The 15,953-nt window shown below is 65.8% G+C and carries 14 protein-coding genes; 3 read left to right on the plus strand and 11 right to left on the minus strand.

Annotated features, from left to right (window positions below; genetic code table 11):
* Positions 1-89: 89 nt before the first annotated feature.
* Positions 90-212, minus strand: coding sequence for a hypothetical protein (locus ACFFJ7_RS04555; protein WP_281351042.1), 123 nt, complete (start codon positions 210-212; stop codon positions 90-92).
* A gap of 410 nt (positions 213-622) precedes the next feature.
* Between ACFFJ7_RS04555 and scpC the strand changes: the two genes are divergently transcribed.
* The gene (scpC, locus tag ACFFJ7_RS04560; RefSeq protein ID WP_377590891.1) at positions 623-2,116 is read left to right on the plus strand and encodes a succinyl-CoA:acetate CoA-transferase ScpC; all 1,494 of its coding nucleotides are present in this window, start codon (positions 623-625) and stop codon (positions 2,114-2,116) included.
* Positions 2,117-2,192: 76 nt separating this feature from the next.
* Here scpC and ACFFJ7_RS04565 read toward each other — a convergent pair whose 3' ends face one another.
* The 9 genes from ACFFJ7_RS04565 to ACFFJ7_RS04605 form a co-directional block, all read right to left on the minus strand.
* Positions 2,193-2,687: an acyl-CoA thioesterase gene (locus ACFFJ7_RS04565; protein ID WP_166948847.1), complete on the minus strand. Its 495-nt coding sequence runs from the start codon at positions 2,685-2,687 to the stop codon at positions 2,193-2,195.
* A gap of 199 nt (positions 2,688-2,886) precedes the next feature.
* Complete coding sequence (locus tag ACFFJ7_RS04570) at positions 2,887-3,867, minus strand: DUF808 domain-containing protein (protein WP_377590892.1); 981 nt, start codon at positions 3,865-3,867, stop codon at positions 2,887-2,889.
* Between the two features lie 143 nt (positions 3,868-4,010).
* Positions 4,011-5,738: a Na/Pi cotransporter family protein gene (locus tag ACFFJ7_RS04575; protein WP_166947616.1), complete on the minus strand. Its 1,728-nt coding sequence runs from the start codon at positions 5,736-5,738 to the stop codon at positions 4,011-4,013.
* A gap of 29 nt (positions 5,739-5,767) precedes the next feature.
* A complete protein-coding gene (gene pstS / locus ACFFJ7_RS04580; protein ID WP_377590893.1) occupies positions 5,768-6,862 on the minus strand; it encodes a phosphate ABC transporter substrate-binding protein PstS in 1,095 nt (364 codons plus the stop codon).
* A 240-nt stretch (positions 6,863-7,102) separates the two neighbouring features.
* A complete protein-coding gene (locus tag ACFFJ7_RS04585; RefSeq protein WP_377590894.1) occupies positions 7,103-9,400 on the minus strand; it encodes an FAD-dependent oxidoreductase in 2,298 nt (765 codons plus the stop codon).
* 91 nt (positions 9,401-9,491) lie between these two features.
* Entirely contained in the window at positions 9,492-9,809 is a 318-nt protein-coding gene (locus tag ACFFJ7_RS04590) for a DUF6522 family protein (RefSeq protein ID WP_377590895.1), read from the minus strand.
* Between the two features lie 2 nt (positions 9,810-9,811).
* Positions 9,812-11,083, minus strand: a complete 1,272-nt coding sequence (locus tag ACFFJ7_RS04595) for an aminopeptidase (RefSeq protein WP_377590896.1) — start codon at positions 11,081-11,083, stop codon at positions 9,812-9,814.
* Between the two features lie 120 nt (positions 11,084-11,203).
* A complete protein-coding gene (locus ACFFJ7_RS04600) occupies positions 11,204-12,664 on the minus strand; it encodes a DHA2 family efflux MFS transporter permease subunit (RefSeq protein ID WP_377590897.1) in 1,461 nt (486 codons plus the stop codon).
* On the minus strand, positions 12,661-13,116 hold the full coding sequence (locus ACFFJ7_RS04605) for a MarR family winged helix-turn-helix transcriptional regulator (RefSeq protein ID WP_166947626.1): 456 nt from the start codon (positions 13,114-13,116) through the stop codon (positions 12,661-12,663). The genes ACFFJ7_RS04600 and ACFFJ7_RS04605 overlap by 4 nt, the downstream gene beginning before the upstream one ends.
* A 228-nt stretch (positions 13,117-13,344) precedes the next feature.
* Here ACFFJ7_RS04605 and lepB point away from each other — a divergent pair, with 228 nt between their 5' ends.
* Positions 13,345-14,136: a signal peptidase I gene (gene lepB / locus ACFFJ7_RS04610; RefSeq protein ID WP_166947628.1), complete on the plus strand. Its 792-nt coding sequence runs from the start codon at positions 13,345-13,347 to the stop codon at positions 14,134-14,136.
* Positions 14,137-14,288: 152 nt separating this feature from the next.
* The gene (gene sugE / locus ACFFJ7_RS04615; RefSeq protein WP_166948849.1) at positions 14,289-14,609 is read left to right on the plus strand and encodes a quaternary ammonium compound efflux SMR transporter SugE; all 321 of its coding nucleotides are present in this window, start codon (positions 14,289-14,291) and stop codon (positions 14,607-14,609) included.
* A 267-nt stretch (positions 14,610-14,876) separates the two neighbouring features.
* Here the strand turns inward: sugE and ACFFJ7_RS04620 are convergent, their stop codons facing one another.
* Entirely contained in the window at positions 14,877-15,815 is a 939-nt protein-coding gene (locus tag ACFFJ7_RS04620; protein ID WP_377590898.1) for an AEC family transporter, read from the minus strand.
* Positions 15,816-15,953: the final 138 nt, after the last annotated feature.

Below are 15,953 nucleotides of genomic sequence, written 5' to 3' on the forward strand. Positions count from 1 at the left end.
GCAATGCGGCCGGCAAGGGACATTCCCCTGCCGGCTTTTTCACGCCCGCTCACCCCAGCCGCCGGCGCTTGCCCGGCGACGGCCCGGCATCAGCCGACGTTCACGATGGCGACGAGCGCGATCAGGACGAGCGCGATCGCAACCCCGCCCACGAACAGGCTGAACGGCACCTCGGTCCCGACGCCGCCACCCTGCGCATTGTTTTCAGCCATTGACGCCTCCTGCGATCTCCATCCCGGAGCCTATCCCCGTTACCCGGAGCATATACGGACCGGCGCCGATGCGCCACCGCCCGGCTGCCCCGTCTCCGGTTACCACGCCGTGGCGCGGCCTGACAAGCGCGCGGCGGGCGGCGGGTTAGCGGCAATGCATTTCCATTTTTCCTTCCCATACAACCAATTGCTAGGTTCCAAACCGCGCCCGCGCCGTTGATCGTATCGAATATCGCCACATATGCTGGCGGGTGAGTCGTGCGGCAACGAACGGCTCTCTCCGTCATGACGATGGACGGCCCCTTCCCGACGCCACGGGCGGGCCGTTCCCTGACGTTCATTTGCCACGTGGACAGGCATTGCCGGAAAGACGGCAACCGAAACCGCGCGCAGTTTTCGAGGACACGCTTATGCATCGCGAGAGAATCCGCCATCCCGGCCTCCAGTCCAAGGTTACGACGGCGCTGGAAGCATCGCGCCACATCCGTGACGGCATGACTGTGGGCATGAGCGGCTTTACCCGCGCCGGCGAGGCCAAGGCCGTACCGCTGGCGCTCGCGGCCCGCGCGAAGGAGGAACCGCTGAAGATCACGCTGATCACCGGCGCCTCGCTCGGCAACGATCTCGACAAGACGCTGGCGGAAGCGCACGTGCTGGCGCGCCGCATGCCCTTCCAGTCCGATCCCGCGCTTCGCAAGCTCATCAACGAGGGCGAGGTGATGTTCGTCGACCAGCACCTGTCGGAAACGGTGGAGCTGCTGCGCACGCACCAGATCGGCCCGGTCGACGTCGCCGTGATCGAGGCGGTGGCCATCACGGAGAACGGCGGCATCGTGCCCACCACCTCGGTCGGCAATTCGGCCTCCTTCGCCATCCTCGCCGAGAAGGTCATCGTCGAGATCAACCTGGAGCAGTCCGACGTGCTGGAGGGGCTGCACGACATCTACATCCCCAAGCGCCGCCCCTACCGCGAGCCCATCCCGGTCGTCACGCCGGAAAGCCGCGTCGGCGTGCCGTATATCGATATCCCGCCGGAAAAGATTGTCGCCATCGTGGTGACGACGAAGCTCGACAGCTCCTCCACCGTGCTGCCGCCCGACGACGAGACCCGCGCCATCGCCAGCCATCTGTCGGACTTCCTGCAGAACGAGGTCGCGCGGGGCCGCCTCACCAACACCCTGCAGCCGCTGCAGGCGGGCATCGGCTCCATCGCCAACGCGGTGTTGCACGGCTTCATCGAGACGCCCTTCCACGACCTGACCATGTATTCCGAAGTGCTGCAGGACAGCACCTTCGATCTCTTCGACGCCGGCAAGCTCCGCTTCGCCTCCGGCTCGTCGATCACGCTGTCGCGCGAGTGCTACGGCCGGGTGCTGCCGCGCCTGGGCGATTACAAGTCGCGGCTCATCCTGCGCCCGCAGGAGGTCAGCAACCATCCGGAGATCATCCGCCGCCTCGGCATCATCGCCATCAACACGGCGCTGGAGGTCGACATCTACGGCAACATCAACTCGACCCACGTCGGCGGAACGCACATGATGAACGGCATCGGGGGGTCGGGAGACTTCGCCCGCAATGCCTATCTGTCGGTGTTCGTCACCAAGTCCATCGCCAAGGGCGGCGCCGTTTCGAGCGTGGTGCCGTTCGCGAGCCATGTCGACCACACCGAACACGACGTGGACATCATCGTCACCGAGGCGGGTCTTGCCGATCTGCGCGGCCTGGCGCCGCGCGAGCGGGCGCGCGAGATCATCGACCACTGCGCCCACGCGAGCTACCGCGACGCCCTCGACGATTACTTCGGCCGCGCCCTCAAGCGCGGCGGGCAGACGCCGCATGTCATCGAGGAAGCGCTGGGATGGCATGCCCGGCTGCGCGAAAAGGGCACCATGCTGGCCGGCTGAGGGCAGCGACACGGGAAAGCGGGCAAGGGGCGCGACGCAGGTCTGAAGGCCGCCGCGCCGCGTCCCTGCCGATGCGCTATTCGTCGGAAACCGGCGCCACCTCGTGCGGGCCGTGGCTGACGGATTCGCGGATGCGCTGGTGGCGCTGCTCCATCTCCTGCCGCAGGGCGCGGCGCTGGATGGCAGCCTCGTAGCGCTGGCGCTCCTCCGTGCCCTGCGGCACGCGAGGCGGCACGGGGATCGCCTTGCCGTTCTCGTCGACGGCGACCATGGTGAAGTAGCAGCTGTTGGTGTGACGCACGCTCCGGGCGCGCATGTCCTCGGTCACCACCTTGATGCCGATCTCCATCGAGGTGCGGCCGGTATAGTTGACGGCGGCATAGAACGTCACCAGTTCGCCGACGTGGATGGGCTGGCGAAAGATCACCTGATCGACGGAGAGCGTCACAACATAGCTGCCCGCGTAGCGGCTGGCGCAGGCAAAGGCGACCTGATCGAGATACTTCAGGATGTGGCCGCCGTGAACATTGCCGGAAAAGTTGGCCATGTCGGGCGTCATCAGGATACTCATCGAAAGCTTGTGGCGCGCCTCTTCCACGGCCGACCTCCCCGTCCCGCGTCCCGCAATCGCTGGACATTGGAAAAGCTGTAAACCGGCACCGTGGCCTTGTCCATGGCGGGCAGGACGACGCGACTGAGACGAGGCCCGGAAGTCTCCGCGAGCGGCCGCGCGCCGCGCGGCGAGAACATGCGGCGGGGAGCGGGGCGGCTCAGGCGCTCTTGAGCTGCAGCTTGGCGCGCCGCCAGAGAGGGGAAACGCAATGGCTCATGATCGGAATCATGAGCCCGCCGAGAACGAGGCCGAACGCGCCCGAACCCGCAGCGCCGGCGAGCCAGCCGACAGCAGACCCCGCCGCGTGCTCCGCCGCCTCGGAGAAATCGTGCACCAGATGCGCGGCGCCGCCGAGGCCGAACTGCTCGAACCCGTGCAGGACGATGCCGCCGCCCACCCAGATCATGGCGGCGGTGCCGACGACTCCGAGGCCCTTCAGGAACCACGGCATGCCCTGCACGATACCGCGCCCCAGCCCCCGGATCAGCTTGCCGGGCGTGGAAGGCGCCTTGTAGCGCGACAGCATCAGGCCGAAGTCGTCCGCCTTCACGATCAGCGCGACGGCGCCGTAGACGCCGATGGTGATGCCGACGCCGACCACGGCGAGGACGATCGCCTGCATGCCGAGCGAGGCGTTCGGCACCGCGCCGAGCGTGATGGCCATGATCTCGGCCGAGAGAATGAAGTCGGTCTTGATGGCGCTCGCGACCTTCTGGTCCTCGAAGGTCCTGGCGTCGACGGCCACCGTCTCCAGCTCCGCCTCGTGGCTGTGGGCCGCGTGCGGCAGGACGAGTTCGAACACCTTCTCGGCGCCCTCGTAGCATAGATAAAGACCGCCGATCATCAGCAGCGGCGTGATGGCCTGCGGCAGCAGCAGGCTCAGGATGAGGGCCGCCGGCAGCAGGATCAGCAGCTTGTTGCGCAGGGAGCCAATGGCGATCTTGCCGATGATGGGCACCTCGCGCGCGGCGGCGAAGCCCACGACGTAGCGCGGCGTCACCGCCGCATCGTCGATAACCACGCCCGCCGCCTTGGTGCCCGCCTGTGCCGCCTGGCTGGCGACATCGTCGAGGGAAGCGGCGGCAACCTTGGCCAGCGCCGCGATATCGTCAAGAAGTGCTACCAGACCGACACTCATCGAAGCCTCGCCCAGTTCGTTCCAATCGTCGTTGTGGCATCAAATCCTGCGGCAACAGGCGACTGCCGAAACTGTTCCCGCCGGAGTGCGCCCCCGGCGGGAAAGATCGTTACACGATGTTCCGGCGCAACGGGAAGCCCGTTTTACTCGGCCGGCACCGGTGCCAGCCCGCCCTCGTCCGCGCGGGGCGTCGGGGCCTGCTGCCGGGCCGCGCGCGCCAGCACGCTCTGCCGGTTCACGGACTTGCGTTCGGCGTCGATGCGGTGGATGAGCAGCTCCGCGCGCTCGATGGAGCCGAGCAGCGCGAGGATGGTGCCGCGTTCGCCCGCTCCGGCGTTGGGGCCGAGCGCCAGCGTGCGGGCACGCAATTCATCGACCCCGGGGAACGTGACGTGGCCTGCCGGCATCTGCGGATCGGCGATGCCGTAGTCGGGCAGGATCTCGCGCAGCGAGTAGTCGAGCTTGTCGAGGGCGACGTCGACGATCGCCTGCGCCTTGTCCGAGAACTTCTCACGCTTCACGCGGCGCGCCACCTGATGCATCGACTCGGTAAGGGCGGCGGTGAAGTCCGCCTCCTCGATCAGGCTGGCGATGAGGTCGAGCTGCTCGTAGGGCAGATCCTCCTTCATCAGCGCCGCCGTGTAGGCGCGGATGTCGCGGCTCAGGATATCCGTCGCGAGGTAGTGCTCGCCCGGATCGGACGGCGCGTTCTTCTTGCCGCGCGCGATGTCGAGGAACAGGGCACCGGCCTGCAGGTGGCGGGCGGTTTCCTGCTCCACCGCGGGAACGGCGCGGGCGAAGTCGTCAGCCACAGCGCGGTTGAGGAACTTCGGCGTGGAGTAATCCTCTACATCCTCGTCGTCCGTATGGCCGACACGCAGGAGAACACGTTCGAACACGCCCACGAAGGGGAAAAGCAGCAGCGTGTTGAAGATGTTGAACACCGTCGAGTACAGACCCACCGCGACCGGCACCAGCGGGAAAGTCTCCTTGCCGCCGACCAGAACCGGAACCGCAGGATCGCCACCGAACCACTGCATGCCCCAGCGCAGCACCTCGATGGAGACGAAGAACAGCGGCACCGTGATACAGACGCCGATGAGATTGAAGGATATATGGGCGTAAGCGGCACGCTTGGCGTTCTTGGACAGGTTGATCGAGGCCATCCACGAGGTGATCGTGGTGCCGAGATCCGCGCCGAGCGAGAAGGCGACGGCCGTCTTCCAGTCCAGGATGCCGGCGGCGCCGAGGCCCATCACGATGCCGATGGTCGCCGACGAGGAGTGGATCAGCGCCGTGATACCGGCGGCGATCAACACGCACTTGATGAGGTTGATGTACGAGTCGGCCTGCAGCGTGGAAAGCAGCGCCATGACTTCCGGCATGTTGCGCAGGGGGCGCAGGCCGCCGGTCATCAGGTTGAGGCCGTAGAAGATCAGCGCGAAGCCCATGGCCGACAGCGCGATGTTACGCACTTTCTCGTTCTTCGAGAAGCAGTAGACGAGCGCGAAGAAGCCGGAGAAGACGAGCCCAAGCGGCCCGAGCGGCAGCGCGATGAGGCCGTTGCCGAGCGTGGTGCCGATGTTGGCGCCCATGATCACGCTGATGGCGGGTCGCAGCGCGACGACGCCGGCGTTGACGAGACCGACCACCATCACCGTCATCGCCGTGGACGACTGGATGACGCCCGTGATCAGCGTACCCGCCATGACGCCCTTGATCGGCGTACCCGCGGCCTTGGCGAGGAACTCGCGCATCCTGTTGACGGAAAGGGCCTGAATGCCGTTCGACATGAATTCGAGGCCCAGCATGAACAGCCCGAGGCCGCCGATGACAGGGACAAGAATGTCCTTGAAGATATCAATATCCATAGTTACGCCATCCCCAGAAGGCACCGCGATCAGCTTCGCGTGCGCAGTTCCTCGACCCAGTATTGCTTGATCCGCTCCACGAGCGGCGCCGGAAGCGGCACGTAGCCGAGCGCGCGCGCATCCTCGCCGCCCTTGTCGAAGGCAAGGCGGAAGAAGTCATGCACGCGGCCATAGCGGCCCGCCGAACGCCGGGCGACCGGCACGATCGCGAAGGTCGCGGCCGTGATCGGATAGGCGTTCTCGCCGGTACGGTTGGTCAGCGCCGCGTAGAAGTCCCGCGTCTGCGACCAGTCGACGGAGTCGATGGCAGCCTGGAAGCCCTCGTGCCCGGGCGCGACGAAGCGGCCGGAAGCGTTCTCGATGGACGCGAAGGGCATGCTCGTACGCGCGACCTGCCCGAACTCGGCATAGGCGATGGCGCCCTTGGTCGCCTGCACGCTGCGGATAAGGTCCTGCGTGCCTTCAGCGCCCTTGCCGGCCGGCCAGGCGATCAGCGTATCCGCGCCCAGGCGCTCGCGCCATTCCGGGCTGACCGCCGACAGGTATTCGGTGAAGGCGAAGGTCGAGCCCGAGCCGTCCTTGCGGTAAACGACGGTGATCGGCAGATCGGGCAGGCCGAGCCCCGGATTGGCCGCCGCGATGCCCGGGTCTTTCCACGTCGTCACCCGGCCCAGATAGATGTCCGCCAGCACCGGCCCAGGCAGGCGCAGCTCGCCCACCCTCACGCCGTCGAGGTTGACGACGACGGCGATGCCGCCCAGGACGAACGGAAACTGCTGGTGGCCGCGCCGCGCAAGCTCCTCGGGCTCGACGGGCACGTCGCTCGCGGCGAAATCGAGTTCGGGCTGCTCAAGGCGCATGAGGCCCGCGAGCGACCCAACCAGTTCGTAATCGACCGTCCAGTCGGGAGAAACGAAGTCGCCGCCGTCAGCGCGCGCCTCGCTGTAGGCCCGCGCCCAGCGGGCGATGACGGGCGCGGCGAAAGTCGACCCCGCGCCACGTATCGGCTCTGCACGGACCTCCCCGACAGCCAGAACCGTCACGAAAGAAAACACAGAAAAGCATATCGCCGCCACGAGCCCGAATGCCCGGGCAGCGACGGCAGGCTTGGCATATCCAGCCATGATCCATCTCACATTATGTGTTGCGCGCCCCGAATCCGGCGCGCCGCTTGTCGGCGCCCGGTTACGGCATACACACACCCGCAGACGGCCAGCTTATAGTTATTATAAACTGGCTGGCCGGACAGCCGGGCAGAGACGTCGTCTCGTTTATTCTCTTAAAACGGCGACTTAACAATTGTGTGTCAAGTCAACATGCTGCCGGCATAATTTTGCAGACACAATAAAAGGCGGCACAAAACCTTATTTCGCGGCGATGGATACCGGTATCTCGTCGCCCTCTTCCTGCTGGCGCAGTTCCTGAAGCGTCCTGATGACCAGTTCGTAGCCTTCTTTCTGGTTCGCGCGGATGCCCATGTCGGAGAAGTCGTAGTCGCGCGAGGACGGTTCGCCGGGCGTGCCGACGCGCAGGAAACGGATGATCTTCATCGGCGCGCCGTCGCCCATGAGCTGGATGTAGTAGGGGCGCTGGCGGATGCGGGCGGCGGTTTCCTCCTCCACGTGGCTGAGCACGTGTTCGATGAGCCCGCGATAGGCGCTGACAACCTCACGGATGCGGATGTCGTTGCGCACCCGCTCCGAATAGATGATCTCGCTCAGGCGCGAGCGCACTTCCATCATGTTTTGCGGCAAGGGCTTGCTGGACGCGAACAGATCGACAGCGTAGACGCGCTTGCCGTCCGGGCCGCAGCGGTCGAGAACGATATCGAGCGGCGAATTGCTGATGATGCCGCCGTCCCAATACGCTTTTCCGTCGATCTCCGTCCACGGAAAGCTCGGAGGCAGACTGCCGCTGGCGAGGATATGGTCCGGCGTCATGTCGTCCACGTAGCTGTCGAAGATTTCCAGCTCGGCGGTGTTGACGTTGACGGCGCTCACGAGCAGCCGCACCGGGCTGTCCTTCAGTGCGGAGAAATCCACATACTTGCGCAGCAGGGACTTCATCGGCGACGTGTCGTAGTAGCTCGTCCAGTTGAAGGGCAGCGTCATCGGGTCGTACACGGGCGGCAGCCAGCGCGGGCGGAAAAAGCTCGGCACGCCGAAAGCCAGAATCTGCAGCGACACCGCCGTGCGGCGCGCGTCGTCCGGCAGGAGGTGCGGCGCGTCCACGGTAAGGTCCTTCCAGAACGCCTCCAGCGCGCGGGTCGGATTTTTCGGATTGCCGGCGATCACCGCGCCGTTGATCGCGCCGATGGACACGCCCGCCACGATGTCCGGATAGATGCCGTGTTCCTCAAGCCCCTTGATCACGCCCGTCTCGAAAGCGCCGAGCGCGCCGCCGCCCTGCAGCACGAACACGTTCTGGGTGGGAATGTCGTCGAGCGCGACGGAGGCGTCCGCGATGCGCTCCTTGCGGTCCGCGACGTTGACGCGATAGCGGATCAGCCCCTCGGCCGTGCGCGTCTCGCTCGCGGGGCGACCCATGGAGAAATAGCCCTGCACCACGCCGTTGCGGAGATAGAACAACGAGTAGGAGCGCGCATCGAGGCTTCCGCGCTCGATCCATTCGTCCGCCTCCTCCGAGACGCCGAGCGCGCTGAAGCTGAGTTCCCCAACCTCGCAGAAGAAGTACGACACCTGTTCGTAGCGCTGGCGCTTGCCCAGCATGTTGCGCGCCGCGATGCGCCCCTGCCGCATGGCGTTGTCGGCATGCTCGATGTGGCGCTTCGAGCGGAAAACGGGATCGTAGAAGGTGGTGACGTCGCCGGCGGAATAGATGCCGGGGACGTTGGTCGCCATGAACTCGTTCACCAGCACGCGGCCGTTCTCCAACGCGATGTCGGTGCCGCGCAGGAAGGATGTCGCCGGGTCGACGCCGATGCTGGCGATCACCATCTCGGCCGGGATGGTGCGGCCCTCGCGGGTGACGACCGATTGCACGTGCTCGTCGCCCTCGATGCTGACGACCTCGTCATAGAAATGGAAGGTCAGCCCTTTCGACTCCGCGAAGGCGCGGAAGTAGGCCGACAATTGCGCCGATTCGAGGTGGGTCAGCACCTTGTCGCCGCGTTCCACCACCGTGACCTTGAGGCCGAGGTGGTGAAGCGACATGGCGATTTCCATGCCGAGGAAGCTGCCGCCCATGACGACGGCGGTCTTCGCCTTCGCCGCCGCGCGACGGATGGCCTCGCCCTCGCTGCGCCGGCGCAGCCAGAAGACGCCCGCCCGCTCCCAGCCGGGGATGCGCAGCGGCTTCGGCTTCGCTCCCGTGGCGATCAGCAGCTTGTCATAGCCGATCACCTGCCCGGTATTCGTGACGATGAACTTGCCCGAAGCGTTGAGCGTCACCGCCGTGGTGTTCAGCGCCAGCAGGATGTCCTGCTCCGCGTAGAACTTCTCGGGGAATATCTGCAGTTTCGAGGGATCCTGTTCCTGCACCAGATATTCCTTGGACAGGAACGGGCGATAGTAGGGCGAGATGCTTTCCTCGGAGAGGATCAGGATTTTTCCCTTGGCGCCTTCATGTCGAAGGGTCTCGGCGGCGGTTGCGCTGGCGAGGCCGCCCCCCAGCAGGAGATAATCCACTTGCGTTATCGCCATCTCTTCCGCCGCCTTGTCTTGAGGGATTTCCGGGAACGAGACGTCCCGAACGATCAATTCATTCTATAACACCTTCACTGTGAAGGAATTATTAGGGTTTTCGTGCAGACGCGGAACAGGTCGCCGCCGCCCGGATGCCGCGAACCGGACTGGTGAAGCCCAGCGTCTCGTCGGCAACCCTGCCAGAAGTATCGACCACGGCCCGCCAGACCCGGTTGCCAAAGCGCAGCGTCAGGCGAAATCGTCCCGCGTCCTCCCCCTGCCCCGCCTCGACCATGCTCGTGATATGGCCGAGCGCCATGTTGCGGCGGAAATCCGCGACGGACAGGCGGAAGCGGGCGGCAAGCACCGCAGGGTCGAGGACGAAGTCCCCGCCCGCGTCCCTTTCGATCCTGAAGTCGCCGGTCATGGTCAGACCTCTTCCGGCCGGGCCCATTCGCCTTTCCGGAACACCGGCACGCGGCGGCCGTCGGCATGCACGCCGTCGATGTCGACCTCGTCCGAACCGATCATCCAGTCAATGTGGATGAAGCTCTTGTTGCCGCCGCGCGCCGCGATCTCTTCCGGCGTCAGCTTCGCGCCATCGACGAAGCACTTGGCGTAGCACTGGCCGAGCGCAATGTGGCAGGAGGCGTTCTCGTCGAACAGCGTGTTGAAGAACAGGATGCCGCTCTTCGAGATCGGCGACGAATGCGGCACCAGCGCGACCTCCCCCAGCCGGCGCGCGCCCTCGTCGGTGTCCAGCACCCGGTTGAGCACCTCCTCGCCGCGCGAGGCCTTCGCTTCCACGATCCGGCCCGCCTCGAAGCGCACGCGGATGTTGTCGATCAGCGTGCCCTGATGCGAGAGCGGCTTGGTGCTCGCCACGTATCCCTCCACGCGCGCGGCATGCGGCGTGGTGAACACCTCCTCGGTGGGGATGTTGGCGTTGCAGGTGATGCCGTTCTTCGCCGTCGAGGCGCCGCCGTGCCATTCGTGGCCGTCGGCGAGGCCGATCGTGAGGTCCGTTTCCGGCCCGGTGAAATGCAGCGCGTGGAAGCGCTGGGCGTTCAGCCACGCCGAGCGGCGGTGCAGCGCCGCGTTGTGGGCCGCCCAAGCGCCCACCGGATCGTCGCCGTCGACGCGCGAGGCGGCGAAGATCGCATCCGACAGCTTCCGCACCGCGACGTCCTGCGCGTCGTCCGGAAAGACCTGCCGCGCCCAGGAGAGCCCGGGATAAGCGACGATGTTCCAGTTGATGTCGAAACCCGCGATCTTCTCCAGCGCCGGCTGATAGGCGACCGAATTGGCCTTGCTGGCGCGCGCTACCTTCACGGGGTCCTCGTTCGAGAGCAGCATCGGGTCGTCGCCGACGATGGCGAGCCGGGCCGTGTTGGCCGAAAACGCCTTCGCCATGCCCTCATAGAGCCAGCCCGCCGCGCGGTCGAACCCGGGATCGGCGGCGAAGCGGTAGCGGGCAAGCGTCAGTTCCTCGTCGGAAAAGAACGGCGTCACCAGCCCGGCACCCGCCGAATAGGCATGGAAGGCGATGCGGCGCACGAGCGGCAGCGCCGCCACCGGTGCCGTCACGAGCAGGTCCTGCCCTGCCTGCAGTTGCAGCCCGACCCGGATGGCAACCTCCGCCAGCCTGTCGAGCTTCACCGGATCGATCGAGGGGGAAAGGTCCTGCGGATGCGTCGTCATGAATACCTGCCTGAATGGAGTTCCCGAAGCCCGGCACCCGGCCGGACCTCGCCTCCGTCGAGGAAAGTCCGCCCGCCAGCGCCTGTCAACAGAAACTCGCGCGTGAATTCACGCAGGAATTCACGCATGGCCGTCGGAAACGGAAGCCTCCATGGCGCCGGTCCGCCCGCGGCTTACCTCCTCGCCGGCCCGCGGCGGAAGGCGCAGGAACGATATGGTGGAGGCCGCCGCAAGCAGCGCCAGCACGATGAAGCCGGCCCTGATGTCGACAATGGATATCGTCGCCGCGCCGCGCGCCGCCATGCTCGCCTGGATGGCAAGCGCCGCGATGCTGACGCCCATGCTGAATGCCACCTGCTGCAGCATGCTCGACAATGTGTTGGCGCTGCTCATGCGCTCCGGCGGGATATCGGCATAGACCAGCGCATTCACCCCCGTGAGCTGAAGGGAGCGGAACATGCCGCCGACAAACAGCACGATCATGATGACGGATTGTGGCGTGAGCGGCGTCAGCGCCGCGCATGCGACGATCGTCAGCGCCACCATCACGGCGTTGGCGGTCAGCACCAGCCGGAAGCCGAAGCGCCGGAAAACCGGTGTGATCAGGATTTTGGCCATGATCGCCCCCGTCGCTCCGGTAAAGGTGATCATCCCCGCCGCGAACGGCGACATGCCCATCACGACCTGCAGCAGCAGCGCCATCAGGAAGGGCGCCGCCCCCACATCGAACCGGCACAGATTGCCACCCACGATGGAGGCCCTGAACGTCCGTATCCGCATCAGCCCGAAGTCCACGACGGGGTGGAGCGTGCGGCGCGCGTGGTGGACATAAAGCAGCGCGCACACCAGCCCTACCAGCAGCACGAGCGTGCTGAACTGCCACGAGATCGCGCCGTGGCCGAGCGTCTCGAAGCCAAGCACGAGACACGCCAGCGCCACGCCCGTCAGCACGAAGCCGCGCACGTCGAGCGGCGGCACGCCGTCCTCGCGCGTGTTCCTGATGAACGTCAGCGCCAGCACGACGCCGATCACGCCCACCGGCACGTTCATCAGGAATATCCACCGCCAGGAGCCGAAGGTGGTGATGAAGCCGCCGACCGGCGGGCCGAGCACCGGGCCGAGCAGCGCGGGCAACGTGAGATAGGTCGTCGCCTGCATGAGATCGGCCTTGCTGACGGAGCGCAGCATGACGATGCGCCCCACCGGCACCATCATCGCCCCCGCCACGCCTTGCGCAAGCCGCGCGGCGACGAGTTCGCCGAGCGAGCCCGCAAGGCCGCAGAAGACGGAGCTGACCGTGAACAGCACGATCGCCGCGACGAACACGTTGCGCGCGCCGAACCTGTCCGCCACCCAGCCGCTCACGGGAATGAACACCGACACGCTGAGCAGGTAGGACGTGATCGCGATATTGAGCCGCACGGGATCGGCGTTCAGCGACCGCGCCATGTCCGGCAGGGCCATCGCGATCACCGTCGAGTCGAGCATCTGCATGAACAGCGCGAAGCCCACGATATAGGGTACGATGAAGCGCGAGCGGGCGACCCGCTCGATCAGGCCAGGCTTTGCAGCGGAAGTCATGATGGGGGCAACTCGCTCAGTCTGATCAGCGGCTCGATTGCCAGCTGGATGCGCTTGCGTTCCTGGTCCGTCAGTTGCGCGATGCGGGCGGCGAGCCAGGCGGTGCGCAGGCGTTTGACCTCGTCGAGCACGCGCTCGCCTTCCCCGGTGATCGCAAGGCCCACCCGCCGGCGGTCGTCGTGCGCGCCCTCGATGCGCCGCAGCAGGCCCGCCGTTTCGAGCTGCTTTATATGCGCGCTCATGCTTGGCGGCGTGATGCGCTCGCGCGCCGCCAGCTCGTTGACGCCGATGCCGGGCTCACGCTGGAGCGTGCCCAGAAGCAGCGTCTGGAACGGCGACAGGCCCACCGCTCCCCGCGTCTCCCGGCGCAGGTCGCGGTTGAGCCGCAGGATGGCCGGGCGCAGCAGATCGGCGATGGCCGCCGCCTCGTCCTCAAGACGCTCGGATGGCATGGTGGATATACTCTCGGGGTGCACGCCGCGACCGCAGCAAGACAGGAAAACGTCTTTCGCCGCCTCATAATATTAGTTAGACTAACTATATAAATGAGGCCATCGACCGTCAAGCTGCGTTTCGCGCACGGCAGCCTCGCGCGACCGGCAGGGAGCGTGACGCCCACAAAGCGCTTGCCCGCATCGGCATCCATCTCCTATTCAGGAGGCCCACGCACGGAGCATGTCATGAACGCCTCATCCGACGACGGTACGCAGCAGCGGGACGACAGCAACGCACCGAAACGCGGAAAAGGCGGCATCGGCGACTCGGTCAAGGTGGTCGCCCAGGCGATACTGATCGCACTCGTGATCCGCACCTTCCTGTTCCAGCCGTTCAGCATCCCCTCCGGGTCGCTCATCCCCACGCTTCTGATCGGCGACTATCTGTTCGTGTCGAAATATGCCTACGGCTATTCGCGCTATTCCTTCCCGTGGGGCATCGTCCCGTTCGAGGGGCGGATCTGGAGCGCGGAACCGCAGCGCGGCGATATCGCCGTCTTCGCCTCGCCGAAGAACGACGGCACCGATTATGTCAAGCGGGTGATCGGCCTGCCCGGCGACACCATCCAGATGGTCGACAACGTGCTCGTCATCAACGGCAAGCCGGTCGAACGCGAGCGGATCGGCACCTATCCCGACGCCGATCAGTGGGGCCGGCCGCTGAACGTGCCGCTCTACCGCGAAACGCTCCCCGGCGGCCGCAGCCACCTCATCATTGAGCGCGAGGGCGCGGCAAGCTACTGGGCGAACACGTTCGTCTACAAGGTGCCGGACGGGCACTATTTCATGATGGGCGACAACCGCGACAACTCCAGCGATTCCCGCGACCTCGCGTCCATGGGCTATGTGCCGTTCGATCACTTCATCGGCCGGGCCGAGATCACATTCTTCTCGCTGGACGACGAAACGCCCGCGTGGCAGATATGGAATTGGCCGTCGGCGGTGCGCTGGGACCGCCTGTTCATGCGCATTCACTGACAATCGCCTTCCGCCAGCGGCGGGAGGGCTCCGGCCGGTCACGGCGCGGCGGGGACGGCCCCGCCCTCGACGCCCGATGTCGACGCCTCCTCAATCCGGCGGGGACGACCCCGCCACGAACTGACTGGAGGCCCTTCATGGGACAATCCGGAATTGCGTGGCTCGCCCTCTTCGTCGCGGGCCTGTTCGAGACCGTCTGGGCGATCGGGCTCAAGTATACGGAAGGTTTCACCCGCCTTGTGCCCTCGCTCCTCACGCTGGCGGCGATGGCGGTCAGCTTCGCGCTGCTGGCGTGGTCGCTGAAAGTTCTGCCCGTCGGCACCGCCTATGCGATCTGGACCGGAATCGGCGCGATCGGCACCGTCATTCTGGGCGTGGTGCTGTTCCACGAACCGATGACGACGATGCGGCTCGTCTGCGTCGGGCTGATTGTCTCCGGGATCGTCGGCCTGAAGATTTTCTCACCCGTATAGCCCGAGTTCCGCGAAACATTCCCCAAGAACAAAAAAATCCGGCGGCCAGAACGGCCGCCGGTCAGAGGGTCACACGATCGAAGGGTCGGGCGCGCCGTATTCTCGAATTCACATTCCCTTCCCGTCCCGATGCAGGGCCGGGATACGCACACTTCGCGCCCTCGCCACAACTTGAACGGAAGATGTAAAATAGTCGTTTCTCCCCGGCGCGGCGAACGACAAAAATCGACATATTCCCCGCGCGTTCCGGAAAGTCCGCAAGGCCTCCTACACGGGCGCCGCGCCGATGAACCATAGCCAGAACGTTATAGTGACGACCGAAACGAGTGTTGTCAGCGAAATGGCGTTTGAGGCCAACGCCTCGCCGGATCTGTAGCGGATCGCGACCAGATAGGCATTGATGCCGGTCGGCAACGCCGCGAAGGTCACCGCCACGGCGGCGAAAACCGGCGGCATCGCGAAGACGTGAAAGGCGAGAATCCAGGTTACGAACGGATGCACGACCAGCTTGAACACAGTCATGACCGTTGTCGGGCCGAGATTGCCCCGCAGGCCGTAGCGCGCCACGGCCATGCCCATCGCGACGAGCGTTACGGGCGCCGCGGCCACGGCGAGCTGCCCGACGATGTCCACGACAAGGCCCGGCAACGGGATATGCGCGATGCGCACGATGCCGCCGAGCACGATCGCGATGATGATCGGGTTCGTCGCCAGCGCCCGCAGCGTCGCCACGATGCCGAAGCCGCGCCCTTCCCCGTTGGCGCGGGAGAACATGATGGCCGCCGCCAGCATGATGATGGGCAGATGCACGGCGATCAGCAGGAACATCGGCAGCGCGCCGGGCTCGCCGAACACCATCACGATGAGCGGCACACCCAGTTGCACGGTGTTCGACTGCGCGGCGGAGAAGCCGCATATCACGGTTTCGGTTCCGCTCGCCTCGAACAACCGGCGCGCCAGCGCCATCGCCAGCAGCCACACAATGGCAACGCCCAGGAAATACGCCGCCCAGTAGCTCCATGGGCTGGCCTCGGGAACGCTGCCCTCCGACAGGGTGCGGAAAATCAGCGCCGGAATGGCGAGTGTCGCGACGAAGTCCGACACGCCGATCGCCGTGCTTTCGGGCAGCAGCCGTGTTCTTGCGACGAACCAGCCAAGCCCGATGAGCCCGAAAACCGGCGCGACGAGGGTCAGTATCTGATTCATCCGGTGAAGGCGGAGGGAAAGAAAGTGGGAGGGCGGAAGGCGCATCGACGCACCGGCAAGCGCGCGGACCTCGAAAAAGTACGCACTCACTCCGCCAGGCGTCAATTGCGTGCAGCGCAGGACAGACTTGCGCCCCCG

The organism is Pseudochelatococcus lubricantis (assembly GCF_042432495.1).
GTDB classification, from domain to species: Bacteria; Pseudomonadota; Alphaproteobacteria; order Rhizobiales; family Beijerinckiaceae; genus Pseudochelatococcus; species Pseudochelatococcus lubricantis.